Below are 24,607 nucleotides of genomic sequence, written 5' to 3'. Positions count from 1 at the left end.
TACAGGATCCTTCCCGCACCACCTGGTGGGCCGCGATGAACTGCTCGACGAGTTCGACGAAGCCTTCGCAGACTCCATGGACCCCACGGGGCTCACCGTGCTGCTGTCCGGCCAGCGAGGCATGGGCAAGACCGTGTTGCTGGACGCGTACCGCCACGCGGCCGAGACCGACGGGTGGCTGGTCATCACCGAAAGCTCCAGTTCCGGGCTTTTGGATCGACTTACGCGTGATCATCTCCCCCGCCTTCTCCAGCAGTACTCCGGGAATCCGCCGATACAGCTCGAGTCAGCCGACCTGGAGGTCGGTCCGGTCGGCGCCGGCGGGTCCTGGACAGACCGCTACCCGGCAGAATCCACCCTCCGCTCCCAGGTCACCGAGCTAACCGACGCCCTTGCACCCCGCGGCAGCGGACTCGTCCTGTCCATCGACGAGATCCAGGCTGCCGATGTCGAGGAACTGCGCAAACTCGGAGAGATCGTCCAGTACGCGCGGCGAGAAGCGCGACCGTTCGCTTTCGCCGCTGCCGGTCTGTCCACCCCGATCGAGGAACTGCTCGATCACGAAGGAACGACGTTTCTGCGTCGAGCCGACCACCACAACGTCGGCCGCGTCGACCGCCCCGACGTGCGCACCGCCATCGCGCAGACGATCGCCGACGGTGGCCGCGAGATCGACGCCCAGGCGCTGGACCGTGCAGCGAACACGATCGAGGGTTACCCCTTCATGATCCAGCTCGTCGGCTACCACTCCGTGCGTAACCAGAAGGACGGTGGCCCCGTCGCCAGTGCGGCCGTCGCCGCCGGCATCGACGCGGCCCGCCGTCGGCTCGGACGGCACGTCCACACGCCGGCCCTGCGCCCGCTGTCGCCCGTTGACCGCACGTACCTGCTCGCCATGGCGCAGGAAGACGGACCGGCCCGCACCAGGGTGGTCGCCGAACGGTTGGGCGTGACCCCCCCCCAGTACGCCGGCGAGTATCGGCGACGCCTCATCCGGGACGGGATCATCGAGCCGGCAGGCCACGGATTCGTCCGCTTCACGATCCCCTACACCGGCGACCACCTGCGCGAACATGCCGCCCATGATGCCCTCGGCGACATGAATGGCCACGACTCGGCAGACAGGCCCTGACGCCACCGAGGAAGGTCCCGTCAACCACAAGTTCACATCACCACATTGCCGCCTCCCCGCATTCCCGGCGTCCCGCGGGGCCGCTCCTGCGCCCACTTCTGAGGTACACGAGCCACCTGACCTCACGGAGGAGCATGCCATGAACGACCTCGCCGAATACGCAGACCCCCAGCTCCTGGAAGACCCCCGCACCGTCCCGCTCGTCCTGCGAGCAGCCGAGTCCAGCGACGACGCCGAGGTCCTCGACAACCTCGCCCGCTGCGGAGTCACGTCCGAGGTGCTGCGCAAGATCGCTCACAACCCGGCCACCGCCGAGCACACCCTGGAGCACCTGATCGACCTCGACCAGCGGTGGATGACCTATCCGGTCACCCGACGCACCGACCTGACGGCCGAGTTCATCGATCGCATCGCGCGGCGACTGACGGACCGCACCGCGATCTTCCACGCCTCCTCCGCTCCCCGGGCCAGCGACGAGACGCTGCGCTACCTTGCCGGGCACCCGAGTGCCCCGCAGGCCACCGCTGAGCAGGTCGCCGAACGGCTCGGGGCGACGGCCATGGCCGCAGCCTAACGTCCCCAGGCCTTGACAACACTCCAGGCGCTTCCCTGCTCTACGCTGGAGTTATGACGGAGAAGAAGGAGTCATCGGGGAGCTCAATGCTCGGGCCCGGATTAGCGCTTGGAACCGGACTCGGAGTCTTGCTCGGCGTGCTGCTTGACAACGTCGCCCTGGGCATTGCTCTGGGCCCATCGATCGGACTCATACTCGGCATCGGCGCCGACCAGTTACGGAAACGACCCGGTGAAGACCCAGCTGACGAAGACAGAAACGGCTGACCGCTGGGCCCGCCACATCCGTAGATTCCTGCGCTGGGACATGGCCGCGAGCTACAGATCGAGGAACTTGGTCGGCCATCCGAGTCTATGTGGCTCGATACGCTTTCCGTGCTTCGCCCGATACCGGGACACCGATCCACAGGTATTGATAATTCCCTTGTCCTCGGCCCCGCTGACCTGACGATGAGCAGCAGCTGCTCAGTGACCTCGACGCCGGCAGGACGACCCGGACTGGACAGGCGGGCAAGTTTCTGTACCGCTTCGATCCCGACCACGGGGGTCTCGCACTTGGACGATCGCGACCTCAGCATCGCTCGCACGCGCTGATCCTCTCCGTTGGCCGGAAGGAACAAGACCCCGGGAACATTCCTCCCGGGGTCTTGCACACACCCTGTCATGGCCCCATCCGCCAACGACACCAGGATTCTACCCGAAACCCGTATTCCTCTCCTATCGGAGCAGGTCAGCGGTGCATCAAATGTCCTGCGAAAGAGGTGATCCGCTCACTCTGAGGGGTAAGCGCACCCGCAGCGGAAGGCCCCCAGATGCCTGCTCTCGTCGAAGTCGTCACCACCAAGGATCTGTTGTCGATACGCGATATTCTGAAACACGAAGCCGAAGGGCGTCTCCGGTATACGGGCTCTTCGCGGTTCGTGGTGAATGACCCTGCTGTGGAGGGTGTTCACGCTACGGTTCTCGCGGCGCTGGTCAGCAGGATACGCATCCGGTAGTTCTCCGCGTTGCGGAATCCGCGGCCGGTGCGTTTGATGTTCTTGATGCCGGTGTTCGCGGCCTCGACGCGGGCGGTGGTCGCGCCGGTGACGATGAGGACCTCGATCGCGTCCCACCAGGCCACGACGGTGTCGTAGAGCTTTGTCGCCTCGGGCATGTTCGCGATCTGGGCGAAGTAGCCCATCCGCATCCGTTCGTCCCAGGCCTGGGCGAGGGTGTCGGTGGCCAGCAGGCGGCGGAGTTGCTCCTTGATGCCCCAGGCGGCGGAGAGCTCGTCGGTGGGGTCATCGGTGCGGAACACGTCCTCGAGCCGCTCCCAGGCTCGCGGGGTGAGGGTGTCGCCGCCGCGTAGCAGCAGCATCCGGTGGGCCCAGGCCGGGTCGTCCTTGCGGCCCCGGCGACCGCGGTGGGTGCGGGCCAGGCGCTGCCTGATGGTGGTGACCATGTCGTTGCCGAGCTTTACGAGGTGGAACTTGTCGACCGAGACCGCGGCGCGGGGCAGGTAGGTCCGTAGTGCTTTGCGGAACGCGGCCGAGGGGTCGATCGCGACGATCTCGATCCGCTCCCGCCAGGCCTCGGAGCGCTGGGCGAGCCAGTCCCCGACGGTGGCGCTGTCGCGGCCGTCGACGATGCCCAGGACCTGCCCGGTGGCCAGGTCGACCAGTGTCGTCATCCACGGCTCGAACCGCCTCCAGGAGCCCTGATCGGTGCGGAACCAGCGCACTGACCGGTAGCGGTGCTCATCGATGCCCAGCCGGGTCACGCACGTCTTCTCGACGTCGGTCAGGACCACGGCAGCGGCGCTGAGGGCGGCCTGGACCAGCCACCACGAGACGCCGTGGGCCCGGGCGACCTCGGAAGCTGCCCGGCCGGAGGTGATCACGGCCGAGACGACTTGATCGCGCAGCCTGGTGGTCGAGCGGGCGTATCGGGGGATCTGCTCGGTGGCCTCAGCGAACGTGCCCCGGGCGCAGGCCGGCTCGAGACAGAACCAGCGCCGCTTGGCCCACACCACCACCGTCGCCCCGGCGACGGGAACGTCCCTGACTTGCTGCATCCGGCGGGAGTGGACCTGCGTCGCGAGCGCCCCGCAGGACGGACAGCCCGGCGGGACGGTCGAGGCGATCACCACCCGCCGGCTGCCATCGGGCAGGTCGACGGCATCGATGACGCGGTAGTTGGGCAGGTTGAAGATCGTGCTCGCAGCATCCCGCTGCGAACCAGTATTCTCGTGCACAGGCTCGTGGTCCTCTGGAATGTGGATGTCTTGACAACACCCATCACAGCAGGACCACGAGCCGTTCTACGCCAACGACGCGACGCTCCCCATCACCACGAACCGGGAAGAGCCGGTATACGTCACCGGGATTGGCCGCCAGCTGCACGATGGTGTGCCTGATTTGGCAGGTGGTGCTGGCCTCAGCCTCGATGCGCCGATCGGGTTTCCGGGGTGATGCTCGATGGTTTCGGTAGAGCAGCGACCCTGATTCCGGCGTGACGGCGCGCGGGAGCCGCCGGTCTGTCCGGCATTTCCACTTCGGTTCCTTCTCGTAGGGACAGATCGCTGCTGGTCAGGTCGTCAACAGGCTGCTGGCGGTGGTGTCGAAGAGGTTCTCCCAGGCGGTTTGCCAGGGCCAATTGCGTGGCAGGTGCACCTGACTTGCACAGGTAGGAGCCGATTCTGGAGATTCTCTCGTGTTCGTGCTGGTGAGCGCTTCGCGCAGTGTGGAAGTGACACACTAACCGGATGGTGTTTCTGCGGAAGGTGACCACGGCGTCTGGTGCGACGGCCGTGCAGATCGCCGAGCGGAAGAACCGTCGGGACGTGGTCCTCGAGCATCTTGGCTCCGCACGCACCGAAGCGGAGCTCGCCGCGTTGATGAGCGCCGGCAGGGACAAGATCCACGCCGGCCAACGGGCTCTTGACCTCGACCTTTCCCAGGATCCACAGGCGGCCGTCGTGCAGTCGAAACATTCTCGCCTGCTGGTGGAGACGCTCCGCTCGGCCTGGTCCACGCTCGGCTTCGATGTCGTCGAGGATGAGGCGTTCTTCCAGCTCGTCGCCGCGAGGCTGATCGAACCGACCTCGATGAGCGATTCCCGCCGCGTCCTGGCCGATGTCGGCGTCCAGCCGGTCCACCGCAACACCTTCCACGCCGCTCTCCAGCGCTGCGGCGAGCGTGAGTACCGCGACCGCATTGCCGCGAAGTGCTTCAAACACGCCTCGACCAGCGGCGACATCTCCCTGGTGCTCTACGACGTCACCACGCTCTACTTCGAAGCCCCGAAGGAAGATGAACTGAGGAAAGTCGGCTTCAGCAAGGAGCGCAGGGTCGATCCCCAGATCGTGGTCGGCCTGCTGGTGGACCGGAACGGGTTCCCGCTGGAGATCGGCTGCTTCGAGGGCAACAAGGCGGAGACCCTCACGATCGTGCCGATCATCAAGCAGTTCCAGGCGCGACACAACCTGGCGGACATGGTCGTCGTCGCGGACGCCGGGATGCTCTCGATGGCGAACCTGAACGCCCTGGCCGAAGCGGAGCTGAAGTTCATCGTCGGCTCACGGCCGAAGAAAGCCCCCGGTGACCTGGCCAATCACTTCCACTGGAACGGGGACGCGTTCAGCGATGGGCAGCTGATCGACACGGTCACCCCGCGGCACGGCTCCACCAAGACCGAGACGAAGCGACGCCGCAAAGAGCCGGTCTGGGACGCGAAGGAGCATCCCGGGCACTGGCGCGCGGTCTGGTCCTACTCCCGCAAACGCGCAGTCCACGACAACTACACCCTCACCCAGCAGGAGAACAGGGCCCGAGCCGTGATCGCCGGCGACGCCTCCGTCAAGGGCACCCGGTTCATCAAATCCACCACGGCCGGCAAGAAGCTGGATGAGGAGTCGCTGGAGAAGGCGAAGCAGCTGGTCGGGCTGAAGGGCTACGTCACCAACATCCCCGCGAGCACCATGGCCGCGCCGGAGGTACTCTCCAGCTACCACGACCTCTGGCACGTGGAGCAGTCCTTCCGAATGAGCAAGACAGACCTCCAGGCCAGACCCATGTTCCATCATCAGCGCGACGCGATCGAAGCCCACCTCACCATCGTCTTCACCGCGCTGGCGATCGCCCGCTACCTCCAAGACACGACCGGGTTCAGCATCCGAAAGATCATCCAGACCCTCCGCCCGCTGCAGGACGTCACGATCACCCTGGCCAGGCAGCAGATCACCGCGAAGCCCGACCTCACCGACGACGCCCGACACGTCCTCGACGCACTGACACACTAAACCTGTGCAAGTCAGGTCGAAGAGGTTCTCCCAGGCGGTTTGCCAGGGCCAATTGCGTGGCAGGTGCAGTCGCCAGGATCGGGCGCGGTTGGCGATCCGGGCGGGCACCGCGATGAGGTGATCGAGCAGGGTGGTCCAGCGGGCGCGGGCGTGGAAGGTCGAGGCCAGCACCCCGGCAGCGCGGGTGAGGTTGAACGCGATCGCGGCCAGCACGGTCCAGGCACTGTGCCGCCTGCAGCGTCGAGATGGTCGCGACCTGCGCGTTCAGGCCCTTGACGCCGCTCTAGCCGTAGCCGGGGGCCTGTCAACTTGTCTGTGTAAGCGGGGTGGTCACAGGTAGGGGTTGATCCGGTCGGGGTAGGCCGCGGCGAGCTGGGCGAGGGCCTGCTTCCAGTTCGTGACGGCCTGGCCTTCGACGAGCCTGCCCTGGGCTTTGCGCTGGCCGGCGGGTTTGCCCCGGTCCCGAGCGCGTTCGGCGGCGCGTTTGTCTTCGATGTTGCAGATCGCCAGCCAGAGCAGCTTCACCGCCGCCTCGGTCGAGGGGAAGTGGCCGCGGTTCTTGGTCACTTTCCGCAGCTGGAAGTTGAGCGACTCGATGCTGTTGGTCGTGTAGATGACCTTGCGGAGCATGGGTGGGAACTGCAGGAACGGGATGAACCGCTCCCAGGAGTTCGCCCAGGTCGCGGCTGCAGAAGGGTATTTCTTGCCGAGCTCGGAGGCCTCGAACTCGGCCAGCGCCTTCCTCGCGGTCTCTTCGTTGGGGGCGGTGTAGATCGGCTTCAGCGCGGCGGCGACCTTCTTGCGGTCCTGGTAGGCCACGAACCGCATCGCGGCCCGGATCAGGTGAACCACGCAGGTCTGGACCATCGAGTCCGGCCACGTCGCCTCGATCGCCTCCGGCAGGCCCTTGAGCCCGTCGCAGCACACGATCAGCACGTCCCGCACGCCCCGGTTGGCGAGATCGGCGCAGACGTGGGCCCAGAACGCCGAGCCCTCGGTGTCCTGGACCCAGATCCCCAGCACGTGCTTGATCCCCTCGAGGTCCACGCCGACTGCGATGTAGGCGGCACGGTTGAGGACCTGGCTGTTCTCTCGGATCTTGATCCGGATTGCGTCGAGATAGATCACCGGATAGAACTCCTCCAGCGGCCGCGACTGCCACGCCAGGACCTCCTCGCTCACGGCGTCGGTGATGTTGGAGATCGTCTCGTGCGACAGGTCCGTGCCGATCGTGGAGGCCAGGTGGTGCTGGATGTTCCGGATCGTCATCCCGCCGGCATAGAGGCTGATGATCATGTCATCCAGGCCCCCGAGGCGCCGCTGGCCCTTGGGCACCAGGCGCGGGGTGAACGACCCGCCCCGGTCTCGCGGGACGTCCAGCTCGATCGGCCCGACCTCGGACTCCACGGTCTTCGGCGTGCTCCCGTTGCGGGAGTTGGCGTGCTTCGACGCGTCCTCAGCACCCTTCTCGTAGCCCAGATGGCTGGTCAGCTCGGCCTGCAGGCCCCGCTCGAGCGCGGCCTTGACCAGCGCGGGTACGAACCCGCCGTCACCGGTCAGCTCGACGCCGCCAGCGTCGATCTGCGCGAACAGGGCATCAAGCTGCCCTGAGGCTTTCAGCTGCTCGACCAGGTCCTGGCCCGAGGGCTCGCCTGGGTTCTTCTCGTCGGTCATGGTCATGATTCTTACCGTTCCTCTCGGTACGGCTTACACAGACCATCTGACACGCCCGTAGCCGGTGCCCTGCTTGGCGTACCCGTGGGTCTCCCGGATGGTGTCATCGATATCGATGAACGCGACCTTCTCGCCGCCGGCCAGCAGGCCCGGCACCCTCGCGGCCAGGCCGGCCAGGACCCGGGAGGCGACCGCGTCCAGCTGCCGCACGTGCCCGAAGGTATAGCCGCGCAGGTGGGTGCCCAGCGTCGTCGGTGCCCGCCGCGCGGTAAACGCCCGGCCCATCCCGCCATGGCGCAGCAAGTCCATATCCGAGATGCTGTCAGCGCCGGCGATCATCCCCGCCAACAGCGACGGGACCTTCACCCCGTCGTTCGAGCCGATACTGCCGGGCACCGTCACGTGCTCCTCGACCAGGTCGGACAGCCCCACTGACTGGGCGAGCGCCATCACCGGCACCAGCCCCGCACGAGCGATCAGATTGTCATCGTCGAACTCAGCCGTGAACTTATGGGAGACTCGCACTATCGATGCTCCTGTTGCGTAGCGTTTTGGAACCTTTGAACAGTCCCATTATCGCTGGTCACAGGAGCATCGTGCTGTTACGACCCGCCCACCACCCCGGCGGATCCAGGTTCATACACGACTCGAATCGGAGCTCTAAACAGAGAAGCGAAAGGCAATCACGATGGCGGACTACGAAGTGCAGTACAGCAAGGGCACCGGCGACTGGAGCGCCAAGCGTGCGGGGTCGGGCAGGTCTGCTGGCCGGTACGACACCCAGGCCGACGCCCACGATGCCGCCCGGGGCTACGCGGAGAGGAGCGGTGGCGGGGAAGTCCGCGACCATCGGAAGGACAACAACCAGATCAGGAACACCGATACCGTCGGCAAGAAGGACCCGTACCCTCCCAAGGGATGAAGACGCGGGATGCGAGGATCCGATGACGAACTCGCGCGAACGGGACGTCGGCACCGGACTTCGCAGACTCGTCGACTGAACCGCGTCGGCCGCTACCGTTAGCCCATGGCTACCGAACATCCCCTCATCGAGTCGGCAGCGCACTGGTTGTGGGACGCACTGCCTCAGGTCGACGGCGACATTGTCCTCACGAGCCCTTACCTGTCGATCGACATCTGCCAGAAGGTCGCATCAGCCGCCTCCGACTCATCCCGGTCCTGGCGACTTGTGACCACGCTGGACGCCAGCGCTGTCGCGGGCGGGTATCTCAGCGTCCAGGGGCTACAGGCCCTGCTCGGTGCGGGGGTTGACGTCGTCCACACCGACAGACTTCACGCCAAGTGCTTCGTCATCGGGAGCCGGGCGATGCTCGGATCCGCCAACCTCACCGGCGCGGGCCTGGGAAGCCGCGCCAACCCGAATCACGAGCTCGGCGTCGAGCTCGATCCCGAGCAGACCCGGCATGCACTCGAGGTGATCGGTGGCTGGCCCTCGCGGGGAGTCGCCCCTTCAGACCTGGATGATCTGGAAAAGGCGGCGAAGGACCTGACTAAGGTCAGCACGCAGAGACCGGGCGAGCCGCTCGAGGCTTCCTCGGCGCTCCACCTCGCCGAGAGGCTCCTGGTGGATGCGCGGGACCCCAAGCGGACCGTGTGGCTGAAGCTTGAGTATGGGATGCCCAAGCTCGACGGCTGGAGAGGCCCCTCGCTCTTCGCCAGTTCGAGTAAGGGCTGTCCTAGTTTCCGACCGGGCGATCTGGTGTTCATCTGCGCAAAGGAGACCTACGACTGCTACGCCGTCGTCGAGATCACCGCGCAAGCGGAGTTCCAGCCCGATGACTACGCCGACGCGGTCGCCATCGACCGCCCGGATGACCTCGATCGATGGCCGTGGGTCAATCGGACAGAGCCTCGGCTGGTGCCTGACAACCTCCCGGAGCTGAAGCTGGAGGAGCTGCGGACCAGCGGTCAAGGTCTCCGAAACGGCCACGTCCGGCTCTCCTTTGACCAGTTCACGGCCGGCGTCCGGGCTCTGGCCCGGCTCGCCTCAAGCTGACCGTCACCGGATCGCGGCAACGATCATCGCCTGCTTGTTCAACGTCAGTCTTGAGGGCACGAGTCGGACCACAAGCAGGTCGATCGCTCGCGTTCCGAAGAACGGTGCGCTGGCCTTAATACAGATTTTCTGGACGAGCAGAGCTCGTCCGGAAGTGGTTTTGGAAGAGGAATGTCGTCTCTTCAACAATATCCAAGTCATTCTGTAGCGAGTAGAGGGTACCACATGGGACCAAATCAGGTCACAGCGTCCGACGAGCTCGCCGAGGAGCTGGTCGAGCTCGACATCACGAATCTCGTCGCAGCGACTGGCGACGAGGGGGTCGACGCAGAGCAGCTGAGCACGCAAGATCAGATGCGCTACGCCGAGCTGAGGGCGCACTACAATCAGCTTGTCGACGACTTCCTGGCCGAGACCATCAGCGCGACGCTCATCGAGGTCGTCGAGCGCCAGGTCGTCACCGGCGGTTCCGAGAAGTTCAGCATCGAGAAGGTCGTCGATGAGTCCATGGCGAAGCTCGAGAGCACCCTCGGCCCGCCCTTGGACAGGGAAGCCGCACGGAATGAGATCCGTGCCTACATCGAAGAGGTCCATGGTCTCCCCCGGGCCGGCTCCGCCGGCCCCAGGCAGGAGAGCTGAGCCGCGAGAGCCAAAGCTCCGTTTCGCCCTGCTCCCCTGGGCACAGCCTGCGCAGGGGAGCTTCAGGCTCAGCATCTCGCCTTCGGGATCGATCTCGACAGACTGAGGCCCCGGACAACGGGCCATGCCTCCTGTTCGCCTCAAGGACGCTTCCGGGCGGGCCCTGCCCGCCCCTGATCGCAGCAGCGCGGGTTACAGACATCCAACTGGCCCCCAACCTGCCGGACAAGCCGCGGACACCGGTCCCGGACAGCCTCGGCTGGGCGCATCGTCCGCCCGACCTGTCGCACACTTCAGACATCGGCAGAGATCTTGCCGCGGAGCCTGCGGAGAACGATAACGATGCAGACTCCCCTGTCGAGGCCACCCTATTCTGAATGACACGGTTTCACAGCTCCGGATCGCCTCCGAAACTGTCCCTTGCACGCAGCGGGGACGCTCTACTTTGACCGCTGCGCATCTCGAAGCTTAGCCTCAAGCCAGCTGGGTATATTCTCCTCCCTCCGAGGGAACCTCTCCAGATCTAGCGCATAAACAACCGGATCAATTGACGTATCCCACGCCGGCTCGAAGTCATAGTTAAATTCAACATCAGCCACGATTTCATCGTTGGCGTGGCGCACCAGCGACCACTCGAGAGAGAACCACGCCCCGGCCTCCACAGAGTACATTACTGAGCGAAGCTCCTCCAAAAGTCGCCGCACCTCTCGAGGACTAAAGGCAGTGCCGGAAGATCCGTCTTCGCGATAAACCCTGAGTTGACCCTCCGCGGTCGATGTAAGTCGCCTGTGCTGGTATGAAAGCCGCGCCCAGGAACCCTCGACTCGCTTCGGAAGAAGCGCGGAAATCTCATCTACCAGCTGACCCTGCCGGATCATGCTGGGAACTTTGTCATTCTCGGACATTCGAGCCTTCCCATTCGTGCGCATCATCGTCGATCAAGTACTCTGCCTCGAAGCGAACCGGGGCACTCCCGCCACCCCCATAATCGACGTATAGACTCAAGTCCACTTCCTTTCCATTCCGAATGGCGGACCGGAGTTCGGACTCAAATCTATAAAATGAAGTTGGGACGCTATTGTACTTCGTTGATCCCGAACGGTTTAGCTCCTCAAGCATCGGGACAATATTGATCCGTTCACGGCCGCCACCCAAAGCATTCTGGATCAGGTGCCCGCCATCGTATCCTGGTCCGGCCGACTGTCCAACACTCTGCTGGATGCTCCCGGAACGAGGCGCCTCGGCCCGTTCGAGGTGCGGTGCATGCACCTCGACCGTGCGCGATTTCGCGTCCGTCACGAACACGTGTTTGTCGTTCACGACGTAGGTGGTGTTCGGGGCCGGGTGGTTTAGATCCGGGTTCGGTGTTCGTGACGGCCCATAGTCAGTCACAACGTGCGTGACCCTCCCAGTCGCGTCGGTGTAGTAGGTACCGCGCCCGGCGACTTCGTAGGCCGTGTTCGCCTCCAGCTCCACGCCCTTCGGAGGGAACTGAGTTCGACTGCCGATCTCTCTGGCGAAATCGACGTGGTGCTCAACAGCCGGCGGAGCCCATTGCTTCGACGCTCCGTGCCCAGTTGATTCAGCGTTCTGCGAGTCAGAATCAGCATGCTCCGCCGAGCCATAGCTCCTCGTTGGGCTCTCTCCGTCGCCCTGAGTCGGATCCGTCCCCGCGGGAGAGGCGTCGCCTCTGCCCTCAGGAGCGCGGGGTCAGCGATGCGCACGTAAAAGATTACGACGACAAATTTGAAGCACCGAGCCCGTGATTCTCGACGAGCGTTTGCCTTGCAACCATCCTCAGGCTCGCCCCGCTGGCGGGACATAGAGCTCGTCCTCGGGGATCTCCCGTCCCGTAGCAGTTTCAAGCATCCGGATGCCGAGTTCATCGTCGACCAACTGCAGATCCGAACCCACTGGAAGGTTCCAGATTCCGATTAATGCTGGTTCGATCGCGCACAGTTCATTGAAGTCGACGATCCGCCAGTTCGACGTGTCATTCAGATATTCGGAATCATCGATGTGGCTCATGATCTGCCAGCCGTTGTCCACCGGAGCCTGCGACGGCCGGCGCACCATCCAGCGCACACGACCTCGACCCTCGAGCACGCTAAGCGTTGCCAGGCTTGCGCCAGCCTTTGGAATGAACTCGACCTCAGGACTGGTCATGTATTACCCCTCCAAAAAGACAACTATCTAGCACACACGCCGGCAAGTACACTGGCCTGTGCGCCCGAACCCTACATGTGCCTAATATACATGAACTCTAGCCCGCATCTGGGTCTGATTCGCGCTTGTCGAGATACGCCCTCGCGCGCTTCGGCAGGTCGGGCCGACCCGAACTGAGCAGCGATTCACCAAGGGTGTACGGACCGGTCTTATTGATCACGACATCAAAATCGATATCAGGCCTCGAAAACACAACATCATAAAAGGGTGCGAGCTCCTCATCCGATGCCCCCATACTCGCAAGCATCTCCATCGGCACCCCGAAGCGCGGCGACTTCAGATTAATGTCAGCACCCCCTTCAAGGAGGCGCGCAAGCAGTGGGGCTTCGAGCTCGAAATCATGATACTTCCAGCGAAGCCCGAAAAGCACGTGAAGTACATTGATTTGATCCGAACCTTCAGCCACCAGTGAAGCGTCCGCCCCGTCGCCTAGCAGCTGGTTGGCAATTCTCACCTTATCTTGCGGGTTCTTGTTACGCAAGGCCCCCATGAGCGGTGTGCCGCCACCTGCACGCCGAAAATCGATCGTCAATTCACGGACATAGTGTTCCATGAACTCTTCATAAGAGTCGTCAGAAGCGGCGTAATATGGGTTCCACTCCACAGCCAGTCACCCTCCTTGGATTAGGAATTATTCGTCCTCGTGCGAGCTATTTCTGCGCCAGTCCTCAACGCCGTAATTTTCTACGTCGTGGTACCTGGCGAGGAAGCTCTTCTTTGAAATATTGCCCGCCAAATAGTCCGTGCGGAGTTGTGAGTACTTTGCTCCAGGAAAATGCCCCATATCCCATAGATTCCGCCTGGACTGCCCCGGCTTCCATTCTATGAGCTTCCATTTCCCCTTACCGCCGAGATCTACTAGATTCGCATCGGTCGAAGTGTCTCGAACGCGGACCCACATCTGGCTTTCCTTCTTGGGTTTATCCAAGCGTAGGTTACCGCTATCAATGAGCCTCATTTGCTCGTCGCGAGATTCCCTCCACACTGCCTCGACCTGTCCCGGGGCGTACTCGGGCCGGTGGTTCGCATACGGAAGCCGGTTGCCGAACTCATCGTATCCGAAGCTCCCCGGCTCGCCCTTGGCGGCCAGTCCGTACTCGGTCAGGCCCCGGTTCTCGGCGACCCAGACGCCGCTGTCCGGATCCCGCCCCTGACTTGCACAGGTTTAGTGTGTCAGTGCGTCGAGGACGTGTCGGGCGTCGTCGGTGAGGTCGGGCTTCGCGGTGATCTGCTGCCTGGCCAGGGTGATCGTGACGTCCTGCAGCGGGCGGAGGGTCTGGATGATCTTTCGGATGCTGAACCCGGTCGTGTCTTGGAGGTAGCGGGCGATCGCCAGCGCGGTGAAGACGATGGTGAGGTGGGCTTCGATCGCGTCGCGCTGATGATGGAACATGGGTCTGGCCTGGAGGTCTGTCTTGCTCATTCGGAAGGACTGCTCCACGTGCCAGAGGTCGTGGTAGCTGGAGAGCACCTCCGGCGCGGCCATGGTGCTCGCGGGGATGTTGGTGACGTAGCCCTTCAGCCCGACCAGCTGCTTCGCCTTCTCCAGCGACTCCTCATCCAGCTTCTTGCCGGCCGTGGTGGATTTGATGAACCGGGTGCCCTTGACGGAGGCGTCGCCGGCGATCACGGCTCGGGCCCTGTTCTCCTGCTGGGTGAGGGTGTAGTTGTCGTGGACTGCGCGTTTGCGGGAGTAGGACCAGACCGCGCGCCAGTGCCCGGGATGCTCCTTCGCGTCCCAGACCGGCTCTTTGCGGCGTCGCTTCGTCTCGGTCTTGGTGGAGCCGTGCCGCGGGGTGACCGTGTCGATCAGCTGCCCATCGCTGAACGCGTCCCCGTTCCAGTGGAAGTGATTGGCCAGGTCACCGGGGGCTTTCTTCGGCCGTGAGCCGACGATGAACTTCAGCTCCGCTTCGGCCAGGGCGTTCAGGTTCGCCATCGAGAGCATCCCGGCGTCCGCGACGACGACCATGTCCGCCAGGTTGTGTCGCGCCTGGAACTGCTTGATGATCGGCACGATCGTGAGGGTCTCCGTGAATCGGCCCAGGTTCTCTGCCGCTACTTTGCGGGTTCGGGCTCTCGGTCGAGGGCCTCGTAGTGGAGCGTCTCGAACTCTACCGGGGTGAGCATCCCGAGGGAGCCGTGGAGACGCCGGTTGTTGTACCAGTCGACCCAGCCGGCGGTCGCGAACTCGACGTCCGAGAGCGTCCGGAAGGGGCCGGCGTGGAAGACCGTGGTGCGGATGCACTCGGTCTTGTACAGGCCGTTCACGCCCTCCATGAGGGCGTTGTCATACGCGTCGCCGACGGTCCCGATCGACGGGGCAATGCCCTCGAGGTCGAGGTGCTCGGTGTACCGGACCGAGGTGTACTGGGACCCGGCATCGCTGTGCGCTACCAAAGATCCTGGTGGGACCGGGTTTCCGTCGCGGTCGCGCTGCCACAGTGCGATCCGCAGCGGAGTCATCACCAGGTCGGTGCGCATGCTGGAGCTGGCGTGCCAGCCCACGATCCGCTGGGCGAACACGTCCACGACGAACGCGACATAGACGAACCCCGCCCACGTCCGGACATACGTGAAATCGGTGACCCAGACCCGGTCCGGAGCCGGAGCCGTGAAGTCACGACTCAGCAGGTCACCGGCACGTTTCCCATCCGGATTAGGGATGGTGGTGCGCAGCTTCTTCACCCGCCGCACGCCCTCGAGGCCAAGGGTCCGCATGGCCCGGTCGACCGCGCCGCGGGAGGTGCCGGCGAGGCCTTCTTGGCGGCGGAGCAAGGCAACCCACTTCCGTCGCCCGTACAAGCCCTCCGGCGTCATCTGCACCTGCCCGGTGACCGGGTTGAACTTCCATGCAAGCTCGCGGACCTTGTCCTCGACCAGAGCGTCTGTGACGGTGCGAGCAGCGATGCGGGCCGGCCGTTTCCAGGCCCGGTAGGTGCGTGCAGCGATCTCCAGGCCCTGCTGGCGCAGGACGCGGAGGATCGACTCGACTGCATAGCCCTCGGCGCGCATCTCGTCGATGAAGGCGAGGATCAGCGGTTGCGGGGGTCGAGCTCCCCCGCGAAGAAAATTGAGGCCCGGCGGAGGATCTCGTTGTCCTCCCGCAATCGCTTGACCTCGGCCTTCAGTCGTTTGACCTCGGCGGATTCTTCGGTCGTGGTGCCGGGACGGGACCCGTCGTCGACCTCGGCCTGGGCCAGCCAGCGCCGCACGGACTCCCGCGAGACGCCCTCTTGGCGGGCGACCGCGGCCGTCGCCGCGGTCAGGGTGGGGTACTCCTGGGCGTGCTCGCGCACGAGCCGCACGCACCTCGCGCGCAGCTGGGGATCGATCTTCTTCGGCATGCTGTCCATCCTCTCGGACTCAAACAGCAGCGGCATCAAACCTGGGCCGATTCACCGCCTTGTTGCCCTCGAAGCAGCCGATCTCCAGCGGGAACCCGTTCCGGTCCACCAGCAGGCCGACCACGATCTGGGGATCGACCCTGCGCTCCTTGCTGAAGCCGACTTTCCTCAGTTCATCTTCCTTCGGGGCTTCGAAGTAGAGCGTGGTGACGTCGTAGAGCACCAGGGAGATGTCGCCGCTGGTCGAGGCGTGTTTGAAGCACTTCGCGGCAATGCGGTCGCGGTACTCACGCTCGCCGCAGCGCTGGAGAGCGGCGTGGAAGGTGTTGCGGTGGACCGGCTGGACGCCGACATCGGCCAGGACGCGGCGGGAATCGCTCATCGAGGTCGGTTCGATCAGCCTCGCGGCGACGAGCTGGAAGAACGCCTCATCCTCGACGACATCGAAGCCGAGCGTGGACCAGGCCGAGCGGAGCGTCTCCACCAGCAGGCGAGAATGTTTCGACTGCACGACGGCCGCCTGTGGATCCTGGGAAAGGTCGAGGTCAAGAGCCCGTTGGCCGGCGTGGATCTTGTCCCTGCCGGCGCTCATCAACGCGGCGAGCTCCGCTTCGGTGCGTGCGGAGCCAAGATGCTCGAGGACCACGTCCCGACGGTTCTTCCGCTCGGCGATCTGCACGGCCGTCGCACCAGACGCCGTGGTCACCTTCCGCAGAAACACCATCCGGTTAGTGTGTCACTTCCACACTGCGCGAAGCGCTCACCAGCACGAACACGAGAGAATCTCCAGAATCGGCTCCTACCTGTGCAAGTCAGGTCAGGCCCCGGTTCTCGGCGACCCAGACGCCGCTGTCCGGATCCCGCCGCATCACCCATCCGCGGTCGCCGTTGACGTTCTCGAGCAGCAGTGGCCTGCCGTTTCGGTGATCGACGGGATCACCCCACTTGTTCTGCGGTGCCTCGTCAAGAGCCTGCTGGACATCTGCCGGGTTGTAACGGTGCCCGGACCCTTTGGCCGGGATCGTCTCGCGCACCGGAGCATCCGGATCGTATGAACCCGGGTGCGAGGCGCTGGTGTGCGTGCCTGCCGAGGGCCGAGCCCCGCTTCCGTTACCACTCGTCACGGGCGGGGCCGCCGGGTCAGCCTCCGGTTGCGGGGACCCGGCATCGGTGCGTTGTGCGCTGCTCTCCGGACCGTCACTCCTGCTCTCGTCGGCATTCGCTCTGCGGCCCTCCCCGTCACCCTGAGTCGGCTCTGTCCCCCCGAAAGAGGCATCGTCTCTGCTCTCGGCAGCGTGGCTATCAGCCCTGCGGCCAGGCGTTGGCGAGTCTCTGCTGTCGCCCGTGCCTTCGGGCTCGGTCTCACTCCTGCCCCGCGGCGGCTCCGCCGCCCGAGAGCCATCGGTGCTACCGCTGGGAGACCCAGAGTCCATGTCATGGTCAGGTGCCGCCCCGTCGCCGGTCCTGGCAGGGGCGGTCGAGGAGTCCAGCTCGACGTCCTCGAGGATGTCTGTGCGTCCGCGCGAGGTCTCCAACCCCTTGGAGAACACGCCGGTGGATCCCTTGGTGATGTTCGCGCCAGCGGGCATCACGAAGTCGGCGGCGTTCCCGTTCACGTGCTTGCCGCCTCGAGCGGCCTTCCCCACTCGGCCCGCACGACCCGCAGTCGACAACACTTTGCCTCCACCGGCGACAGCCCCGCCGACGGGGATGAAGAAAGTGCCGATGTTCAAGACGGTCTCGGTCCCCGCCGCGACGGGGTCTTCCTTCCAGGCATGCCACCCGTCGCCGCCGGCCTCAGCCGCGGCACCGTCCCAACCGACGATCGACCCCACCCCGTCCCGCGCGATGCGATGCCGCTCCTGCATGAACTGCCCCGCCCCGGTGCCAGAGATGCCCGGAACATAGGCGAGGTATGTCACCGGGGTGATTGCCACCAACGAGGAGAACCCTCGGCGGGGGATCCTCTGCCGGATGTGCGGAGGTGAGGGCCCACGAACGCAGCATCTGACGCACGACGGGGGCGGCCATTGAAGCCACCCCCGTCGCGTCCGGTACTCAGAACTCAGAAACCGCCTTCACCGTCGGACTCACCGCCGCCGAAGCCACCCTGGCCCTGGCCGCCCTCGCCGGGGCCACCTTCGCCCTGGCCACTACCGGGGCCACCCTGGCCCTGGTCACCGCCACCCTGACCGGAATCGGCACCGCCAAAGCCACCTTCGCCTCCGCCGGACTCGCCGTCCTGGCCCTGCTGGTCGCCGCCACCGAAGTCGCCGCCACCCTGACCCTGGTCGCCACCGCCAAAGCCACCTTCGCCTCCGCCGGACTCGCCGCCCTGGCCCTGCTGGTCGCCGCCACCGAAGTCGCCGCCACCCTGCTGGCCCTGCTGCTGCCCCTCGCCCTGGCCCTGGTCGCCACCGCCGAAGTCGCCGCCACCCTGCTGGCCCTGCTGCTGCTCCTCGCCCTGGTCGCCGAACTGTCCGAAGTCGTTCTGTTCAGTCATGAGCTCTTCCCATCGTGTTCGTCGGCAACGTGCCGCCCGAGCGCTTTGCCCGTGATCGGAACGTTATGCTCGAAGCCAGGTAGATCACAAATGCGCAGGTGATCGCGATAGCGGCGAATCAGCGGTCATTTCCCGGTCATCTCGACGTCGATCCCCGGACACATTTGCGCTCGCTTCTTCGACATTCACCGAGAACTTCCCGCGGGAGCGAAACGGACAAACTTCTCGAACACCGTGCCGTCGGGCAGCGACCGCGCCTCCGCGCCCTCTAACTGTTGCGGGTCATGACGTTGTAGTCACCGCGTAGGGGATGAAGGAACGGGCCCCTGACCTGCACGATGGGTGGTGTCTAGACATCCGTCGCCCGGGAGGAGACCCGTTCCATGACCCACCGTAATGCCCCGCTGACTGCTGTCGGAAGACAGCGCGCAGTCACTCAGCCTCGAAATTTCATGACGCCCGTGAGTGGGGTGGGCCGGCGTCGTTGCCGGTGTTCAGCTGCTGATTCTGGCATCTGGGTGTGACGATCTGTCGCAGTGTCCGTTGCGGGCGGTCGGGTTCCACGCCCGAGGTCGTGCAGCTGGAGATCGTAGGGACGGCTGAGTCGTCTGGTCAGGTCTGGGCGACGGCGGTGCGGAGCCGGTTGACGCCGGTCAGGACGGTGGAGGCTTCCGGGGCGTGCCGGGCGAGGTGGAGGACCTTGTGTCGGCAGCGCCGCACGAGCGTCGCGGGGATCTCGAACAACCGCGCGCGGAGTCGTTTGGGCTCCCATCTCCTTGCGTCGCCGCTGGTGAAGGCGATGGTCTGCATCCAGGCGACAAGCTCAGAGGCGAGCTGGACGATCTGGCACCAGATCTGGTTCTGCGCGAATCCCTGCAGCGGGAACTTCTCAAGGCCCATGTCCTTCGCGTTGCGAATCCGGTCCTCGCAGCGCGCGCGGCGACGGTGACGCAGCTCGAGAACGGGGAGCTGTCCGCGGCTGGTGTTGGTCGCGAACGCGGTGATCCGCATCCCGTCGTGGTCAGTGATTCGCAGCTGTGCCCCGGGGTGCGGTCGTTCTTTCCGCACGATGACGCGCATCCCGTCGGGCCAGCCTGCGAGGTCCAGCAGCCCGGTGAGGTCTGCGACCCAGGCCCCGTCTCGAATCCCGTCATCGTCGCTGTCATAGGCCGGCGTCCACGCGTCTGCTTCGTCAACTCGTTTCAGCAGGTCAGGAGTATGTGCGGGGAGGGTGAACCCGACCGAGTAGGCCAGACGCCGCGTGGTCAGCCACTGGATGTAGTCCTTGGTGCCGCCGGCTCCGTCGGTGCGGATCAGGATCTTCTTCGACCCCCGCCCGCCCCGGCCCAGCAGGGCTGGCGGGAGCTGGGCGAGAGCCTCGCGCGTGACGGCGATGTGATCGGCGGCGGTGTTCGATCCCGCGTTGCCCGGGCGCAGGGCGATGGCGAGGGGTTCCCCGGTGCCGGCCTGTCCGTGATCGAGGAACGCGCATAGAGGGTGATAGCCGAACCCGCGTTTGAACGTCGGTGAGGCCTGCTCCTTCTCACTGTGAACGTTGATCAGTGTGGCATCAAGGTCGATGACCAGCGGGTTCTTCGCGCTGACCCCGTGGCCAGGGGCGTGGTCACCGGCCATGGTCCAGGCTCGTTCGCGCGCGGCACGGCGAGCCCTCGAGATCGCCTCGACCACCGCCGGGGCGTCCTGGGCCAAGGTAGTGAGTGTGCGGGAGATCGTCGGCGCAGAGGCGACGGACCCGAACAGTCCCGGCTCGCACCGCAGCAGGTCAGTGTCGCGGGCGACTTCCCCGCCGATCGCGAGAGTCATCGCGAGGTCCAGCAGGACTTTCGCGGCGTGATGCTCGGCCAGCGGTTTCGTCCAGGGACCCAGCGCTTCGCGCAGCGAAGCGGCCAGGCCAGTGGCATGGAGCGTGTCGGTCAGCAGCACCGCACCCGCCTGCGAGACCGCCGGGACCTCAGCGATGTCCACGCGCGGACGGGGGTAGAAGAACAAGGTAGGCTGGGACACCTGAAAGGTGCTCCTTCCGGTGGATCGATACGAGCTTCAACACCCCGTATCATTCCAGGTCAGGAGCACCTTTCTCCATGCCGTCCGCCGGTCGGGACCACGCCCCCATGAAATCCCGAGGTCAGGTCCTCGAGGTCGGCCGTCCGATCGCGCACGTCGCCGCGGAGTTTCATATCGCTCGGGCCACGCTGTCGAAGTGGGTCTCCCGCTACCGCTCGCACGGCCTGGCCGATCTGGAAGACCGCTCCAGTGCACCAGCGAACCGGCCATCGCGGCTGCCCATGCGGGTGGTGGAGCAGATCGAGCACTGGCGACGAGAGAAGAAGTGGTCCGCTCGAAGGATTGCTCGTGAGCTCGACGACGGGCACGGCGTCCGGTGCTGCGTGAGGACCGTGACGCGCTGGCTGGACCGGCTCGGACTGAACCGGATCCGCGACATCACCCCGGACGGCGAGAACCTTCGTTCACCTGGGAAGATCCTTGCCCGCTATCCCGGCCACATGGTCCACATGGACGTGAAGAAGGTCGGGAAGATCCCCGACGGCGGCGGCTGGTGGGCCCACGGCCGCGGCAGCGAACAGGCCCTCGCCGGCAAGCGCGCCCACAAGCAGAAGGTCGGCTACACCTACCTCCACTCGATCATCGACGGATTCTCCCGCCTGGCCTACACCGAGGCCCTCGAGGACGAGACAGCCGCGACGACCATCGCCTTCTTCCATCGCGCGCGCGTGTTCTTCGCTACCCACGGCATCACCAGGATCACGCGGCTGATCACCGACAACGGCGCGAACTACACCTCGAAAGCATTCCACCGGTCGACCTGCGCGTTCATCCGTCGCCACCAGCGCACCAGGATCTACACCCCCAGGCACAACGGGAAGATCGAGCGCTACCAGCGGCTGCTGACAGATGAATGCCTCTACGCCCGCGCCTACGACTCCGAGGCTGAACGGCGCGAAGCCATCGGGGTCTGGGTCCATCACTATGACTACGATCGGCCGCACACCGCCTGCGGCGACCAGCCCCCGGCCTCACGCCTCCACACCGACGTCGACAACGTCATGACCAACTACATCTAACCTCGATATTTCATCGAGTCGGTGAGCGGGTGTGGCCGGCGTCGTTGCCGGTGGTCGAGGGTTGATTCTGGCATGGGGGTGTGACGGTGCGCCGCGTGTCGGTCGCGGTGGTCGGGCTCTCCAGGGCACAGGGTCTTTCGGGGGTCGTGGGCGGGCAACGGTAGATCCGCTGGACTATCCGGCGGGGGCGGGAAGGGCGCAGAGTCGCGCGTGAGCAGCCTGGACGATCGGCGCCCATCGGGATCGGTCCGTGAGGTGGAGAATGCGGGTCCGGGCGTGGCGGGCGATGGTCGCGGCGGTCTGGAACAGGCGTAGCCGCTGGCGTTTGGGCTCCCACCGTCTCGCTGGTGAGTCGGGGAGGGAGAGCAGTCCCATCCAGGCGGTGATCTCGCTGGCCAGAGCAACGATCTGGCACCAGATCCGGTTCTGGGCGAAGCTCTTGAGGGGTAGGTTGCGCAGGCCGGAGTCCTTCGCGGCCCGGATCCGGTCCTCACACCGTGCGCGGCGTCGGTGGCGGACCTCGAGGTCGGCCAACGGGCCACGAGCGGTGTTGGTCGCGAACGCGGTCAGGCGGTAGCCGTCGACGTCCTCGAATCGGAGCTGTGCTCCGGGGTGGGGTCGTTCGCGGCGGACGATTACTCGCATCCCCTTCGGCCACTGGGCGAGATCCATCAGGCCGGTCAGCTCGGCGACATCGGCGCCTTCTCGTGGGGTGCCGTCCGGGTCGTAGGCCGGTTCCCAGATGTGCTCGGGGATGATCCGGTAGAGCTCGGGAGTGTTGCCGGGCAGGGTGTATTCGACCGAGTACGAGACCCGGCGTCTGGCCAGCTCTTCCAGGGTCTTCTTGGTGGAGCCGGCGCCGTCGATCCGGATCAGCACTTTCTTCCCGGGCCGGCCCCCGAGCCCCGCCTGGGACAGTGCCTCGCGGATGACAGTCTTGTGGTCCGCGGCCGTGTTGGAGCCGGCGTTCCCGGGGCGGAGCAGGCAGGCGAGCATCTCCCCGGCCCCGCCTTCACCGTGGTCAGCGAACGCCAACAGGGGGTGGAACCCGAAGCCCTTCTTGAACGTCGCCCGGGCGTCCTCCTTCTCGCTGTGAGACGTCACGAGCGTGGCATCCAGGTCGATGACCAGCGGGTTCTTCGCGGTGACGGCATGATTCGGGGCATGCTGGCCCGCGAGGGCCCACGCTGTCTCGCGGGCTTGGCGGCGGGCGGTGTTGATCGCGCGTTCGGCGGCATCGACGTCGCGGGCCAGGAGCGTGAGCAGGCGCGAGATCGTGGGATCCGAGGCCACCAGCCCGTAGACCTCCGGTTCGGCTCGGACCGTGGCGACGTCGGTCAGGCAGTCCCCGCCCAGCGCCAACGTCAGTGCGAGGTCCAGCAGGATCTTGCCCGGGTCATGTTGCGCCAGCGGTCTCCGCCACGGCGCCAGCGCCGCCGACAAAGCCTGGTCCAGGCCAGTGGAGCGGACCGTCTCGGTCAGCAGCACCCCGCCCGCCTGCCCCACCGCCGCACTCGGCGCGACATCGACATGCATCCGTGGATACAACCCGGTAGTGTTCACCCTGAAGGTGCTCCTTCGACCTCGGAGAATTGGACCCTAAGCAAGCCCTATTCTTCCAGGTCAGGAGCACCTTTCTATGTCCACGACCACCCCTCGGACACCTCAACGATGAAAGCCCGAGGCTAAAGTCCACTCCGCTGTAAACCAGGTTCCAATCCGGCTCTTCGCACCTGAGGGGTAGGTCTGGAGTTCGGGGTGGGCGCGTCGGTGCCGGGATAGACGTCGAGGTCTCCCGATGATGGAAGTTCTCAAGCTACCCATCAGGAAGACCTCGACGTGCCCCACGCTACCTTCGACAGCCCCAATCTGACGACGTTCTGCCGTCTCGACGAACTCGGCCTGACGGCGGTGGGCAGCGGCTGAGCCCTGATCGCGCGGTGATCGAGTGCCGCCTCACCTCGGCGGATCCGTGGTGCCGCGCCTGCGGGGCCCGAGCGGCGTCGCGGGGCACGATCTCTCGTCGCCTCGCGCATGAGCCGTTCGGGCACCGGCCCACGACGCTACTGGTGAGGATCCGGCGTTACCGGTGCGATCACTGCGGGCACCGGTGGCGCGAGGACACCACCACCGCAGCGCCCGAGCGGTCGAAACTCTCCCGCGGTGGGATCCGCTGGGCGCTGAAAGCACTGGTCATCGACCACCTCTCGATCGCACGGGTCGCTGCCGGACCGGGAGTCGCCTGGCACACCGCCAACGACGCCGTCCTCGCCGAGGGCAAGCGCCTGCTGATCGATGACCCCTCCCGCTTCGACGGGGTGAAGGTCATCGGCGTCGACGAGCACGTCTGGCGCCACACCCGCCGCGGCGACAAGTACATCACCGTGATCATCGACCTCACTCCGGCCCGGGACAGGACCGGTCCGGCGAGGCTGCTGGACATGGTCGAGGGCCGCTCCAAGGCTGTATTCAAGGCCTGGCTCGAGGCCCGCCCCGAACAGTGGAAGACCGGCATCGAGGTGGTAGCGATGGACGGGTTTGCCGGGTTCAAGACCGCCGCCAGCGAGGCACTGCCGGGCGCGGTCGCCGTGATGGACCCCTTCCACGTCGTCCGCCTCGCCGGGGACGGTCTGGATGACTGCCGGCGCCGTATCCAGCAGGAACTCCACAAGCGCCAAGGACGTGAGGACGACCCGCTCTACAAGACCCGCCGCACCCTCCACACCGGGATCAACCTGCTGACCGAGCACCAGTGCGAGCGGTTGGGTGCCTTGTTCGCCCACGAGAAGCACGCCGCGGTCGAGGCGACCTGGGAGGTCTACCAGACCATGGTCGCCGCCTACCGCCACCGAGACCGCGCTGCTGGCGAGGCCCTGATGAGCAGCGTGATCACCTCCCTGACCAGCGGAGTCCCGGACCTGCTGTCCGAACTGGGCAAGCTGGGCCGGACCCTGAACCACCGCGCCGCCGATGTCCTGGCATTCTTCGACCGCCTCGGCACCAGCAACGGCCCCACCGAAGCGATCTGTGAGTCTGGCTCTGGCTGATCTGGGATCGGCTGGTCAGGATAAATGGCTCTTCGCGGTTCGTGGTGAATGACCCTGCTGTGG

The 24,607-nt window shown here is 65.4% G+C and carries 19 protein-coding genes and 4 pseudogenes; 9 read left to right on the top strand and 14 right to left on the bottom strand.

Annotated features, from left to right (window positions below):
• Positions 1 to 25: 25 nt before the first annotated feature.
• The 3 genes from JOF44_RS01390 to JOF44_RS01380 all read left to right on the top strand — a co-directional run bounded on the left by JOF44_RS01390 (position 26) and on the right by JOF44_RS01380 (position 1,972).
• Positions 26 to 1,132, top strand: coding sequence for an AAA family ATPase (locus tag JOF44_RS01390; protein WP_209886442.1), 1,107 nt, complete (start codon positions 26 to 28; stop codon positions 1,130 to 1,132).
• A 139-nt stretch (positions 1,133 to 1,271) separates the two neighbouring features.
• Complete coding sequence (locus JOF44_RS01385) at positions 1,272 to 1,706, top strand: hypothetical protein (RefSeq protein ID WP_209886439.1); 435 nt, start codon at positions 1,272 to 1,274, stop codon at positions 1,704 to 1,706.
• Between the two features lie 53 nt (positions 1,707 to 1,759).
• Positions 1,760 to 1,972, top strand: a complete 213-nt coding sequence (locus JOF44_RS01380) for a glycine zipper domain-containing protein (protein WP_209886436.1) — start codon at positions 1,760 to 1,762, stop codon at positions 1,970 to 1,972.
• Positions 1,973 to 2,654: 682 nt separating this feature from the next.
• On the opposite strand, the gene JOF44_RS01375 is transcribed toward JOF44_RS01380, so the two are convergent.
• Positions 2,655 to 3,941, bottom strand: coding sequence for an ISL3 family transposase (locus JOF44_RS01375; protein ID WP_209886266.1), 1,287 nt, complete (start codon positions 3,939 to 3,941; stop codon positions 2,655 to 2,657).
• Between the two features lie 510 nt (positions 3,942 to 4,451).
• On the opposite strand from JOF44_RS01375, the gene JOF44_RS01370 reads away from it, so the two are divergent.
• Complete coding sequence (locus tag JOF44_RS01370) at positions 4,452 to 5,987, top strand: IS1634 family transposase (RefSeq protein ID WP_209886352.1); 1,536 nt, start codon at positions 4,452 to 4,454, stop codon at positions 5,985 to 5,987.
• Positions 5,988 to 6,317: 330 nt separating this feature from the next.
• Here the strand turns inward: JOF44_RS01370 and JOF44_RS01365 are convergent, their stop codons facing one another.
• Together JOF44_RS01365 and JOF44_RS01360 are read right to left on the bottom strand one after the other, a co-directional pair.
• Complete coding sequence (locus JOF44_RS01365; RefSeq protein WP_209895574.1) at positions 6,318 to 7,661, bottom strand: IS256-like element ISMlu11 family transposase; 1,344 nt, start codon at positions 7,659 to 7,661, stop codon at positions 6,318 to 6,320.
• A gap of 54 nt (positions 7,662 to 7,715) precedes the next feature.
• Positions 7,716 to 8,186 (bottom strand): annotated as a pseudogene (locus JOF44_RS01360) (IS1380 family transposase); the annotation flags it as partial.
• A 163-nt stretch (positions 8,187 to 8,349) separates the two neighbouring features.
• Between JOF44_RS01360 and JOF44_RS01355 the strand changes: the two are divergent.
• The 3 genes from JOF44_RS01355 (at position 8,350) to JOF44_RS01345 (ending at position 10,317) form a co-directional block, all read left to right on the top strand.
• Positions 8,350 to 8,583: a DUF2188 domain-containing protein gene (locus JOF44_RS01355; RefSeq protein ID WP_209886430.1), complete on the top strand. Its 234-nt coding sequence runs from the start codon at positions 8,350 to 8,352 to the stop codon at positions 8,581 to 8,583.
• A gap of 105 nt (positions 8,584 to 8,688) precedes the next feature.
• On the top strand, positions 8,689 to 9,678 hold the full coding sequence (locus JOF44_RS01350; RefSeq protein ID WP_209886427.1) for a phospholipase D-like domain-containing protein: 990 nt from the start codon (positions 8,689 to 8,691) through the stop codon (positions 9,676 to 9,678).
• A gap of 225 nt (positions 9,679 to 9,903) precedes the next feature.
• Positions 9,904 to 10,317: a hypothetical protein gene (locus JOF44_RS01345; RefSeq protein ID WP_209886424.1), complete on the top strand. Its 414-nt coding sequence runs from the start codon at positions 9,904 to 9,906 to the stop codon at positions 10,315 to 10,317.
• 891 nt (positions 10,318 to 11,208) lie between these two features.
• On the opposite strand, the gene JOF44_RS01340 is transcribed toward JOF44_RS01345, so the two are convergent.
• From JOF44_RS01340 to JOF44_RS01295, 10 genes and pseudogenes are all read right to left on the bottom strand, one after another.
• Complete coding sequence (locus JOF44_RS01340; RefSeq protein ID WP_209886421.1) at positions 11,209 to 11,793, bottom strand: DNA/RNA non-specific endonuclease; 585 nt, start codon at positions 11,791 to 11,793, stop codon at positions 11,209 to 11,211.
• Positions 11,794 to 12,114: 321 nt separating this feature from the next.
• Positions 12,115 to 12,483 carry a DUF2185 domain-containing protein gene (locus JOF44_RS01335; RefSeq protein ID WP_209886418.1) on the bottom strand — a complete coding sequence of 123 codons (369 nt, stop codon included), beginning with the start codon at positions 12,481 to 12,483 and terminating at the stop codon, positions 12,115 to 12,117.
• Between the two features lie 97 nt (positions 12,484 to 12,580).
• On the bottom strand, positions 12,581 to 13,096 hold the full coding sequence (locus tag JOF44_RS01330) for an ankyrin repeat domain-containing protein (RefSeq protein WP_209886414.1): 516 nt from the start codon (positions 13,094 to 13,096) through the stop codon (positions 12,581 to 12,583).
• 78 nt (positions 13,097 to 13,174) lie between these two features.
• Positions 13,175 to 13,444: a GH-E family nuclease gene (locus JOF44_RS21215; protein WP_209886413.1), complete on the bottom strand. Its 270-nt coding sequence runs from the start codon at positions 13,442 to 13,444 to the stop codon at positions 13,175 to 13,177.
• A gap of 264 nt (positions 13,445 to 13,708) precedes the next feature.
• A pseudogene (locus JOF44_RS01320) lies at positions 13,709 to 14,587 on the bottom strand (IS1634 family transposase); the annotation flags it as partial.
• A 14-nt stretch (positions 14,588 to 14,601) separates the two neighbouring features.
• Positions 14,602 to 15,890 (bottom strand): IS3 family transposase gene (locus tag JOF44_RS01315; RefSeq protein WP_209886298.1). Its coding sequence is split into 2 segments (ribosomal slippage): positions 14,602 to 15,617 and positions 15,617 to 15,890, totalling 1,290 coding nucleotides; the frame shifts between segments, so codons are not numbered across the junction.
• Between the two features lie 55 nt (positions 15,891 to 15,945).
• Positions 15,946 to 16,614, bottom strand: a pseudogene (locus JOF44_RS01310) (IS1634 family transposase); the annotation flags it as partial.
• Between the two features lie 88 nt (positions 16,615 to 16,702).
• Positions 16,703 to 16,924 carry a hypothetical protein gene (locus JOF44_RS01305; protein WP_209886407.1) on the bottom strand — a complete coding sequence of 74 codons (222 nt, stop codon included), beginning with the start codon at positions 16,922 to 16,924 and terminating at the stop codon, positions 16,703 to 16,705.
• A 1,031-nt stretch (positions 16,925 to 17,955) separates the two neighbouring features.
• The gene (locus tag JOF44_RS01300; RefSeq protein ID WP_209886405.1) at positions 17,956 to 18,393 is read right to left on the bottom strand and encodes a hypothetical protein; all 438 of its coding nucleotides are present in this window, start codon (positions 18,391 to 18,393) and stop codon (positions 17,956 to 17,958) included.
• A 612-nt stretch (positions 18,394 to 19,005) separates the two neighbouring features.
• Positions 19,006 to 20,418, bottom strand: a complete 1,413-nt coding sequence (locus tag JOF44_RS01295) for an IS1380 family transposase (protein WP_417281547.1) — start codon at positions 20,416 to 20,418, stop codon at positions 19,006 to 19,008.
• Positions 20,419 to 20,495: 77 nt separating this feature from the next.
• Here JOF44_RS01295 and JOF44_RS01290 point away from each other — a divergent pair, with 77 nt between their 5' ends.
• Entirely contained in the window at positions 20,496 to 21,497 is a 1,002-nt protein-coding gene (locus JOF44_RS01290) for an IS481 family transposase (RefSeq protein WP_209886403.1), read from the top strand.
• 174 nt (positions 21,498 to 21,671) lie between these two features.
• Here JOF44_RS01290 and JOF44_RS01285 read toward each other — a convergent pair whose 3' ends face one another.
• The gene (locus JOF44_RS01285) at positions 21,672 to 23,033 is read right to left on the bottom strand and encodes an IS1380 family transposase (RefSeq protein WP_209886400.1); all 1,362 of its coding nucleotides are present in this window, start codon (positions 23,031 to 23,033) and stop codon (positions 21,672 to 21,674) included.
• A gap of 303 nt (positions 23,034 to 23,336) precedes the next feature.
• On the opposite strand from JOF44_RS01285, the pseudogene JOF44_RS01280 reads away from it, so the two are divergent.
• A pseudogene (locus JOF44_RS01280) lies at positions 23,337 to 24,523 on the top strand (ISL3 family transposase); the annotation flags it as partial.
• Positions 24,524 to 24,607 lie beyond the last annotated feature (84 nt).

The organism is Brachybacterium fresconis, from assembly GCF_017876515.1.
Lineage (GTDB): Bacteria > Actinomycetota > Actinomycetes > Actinomycetales > Dermabacteraceae > Brachybacterium > Brachybacterium fresconis.
The sequence above is the reverse complement of the archived record's forward strand: the minus strand, read 5'-3'. Positions and strand labels throughout refer to the sequence as shown.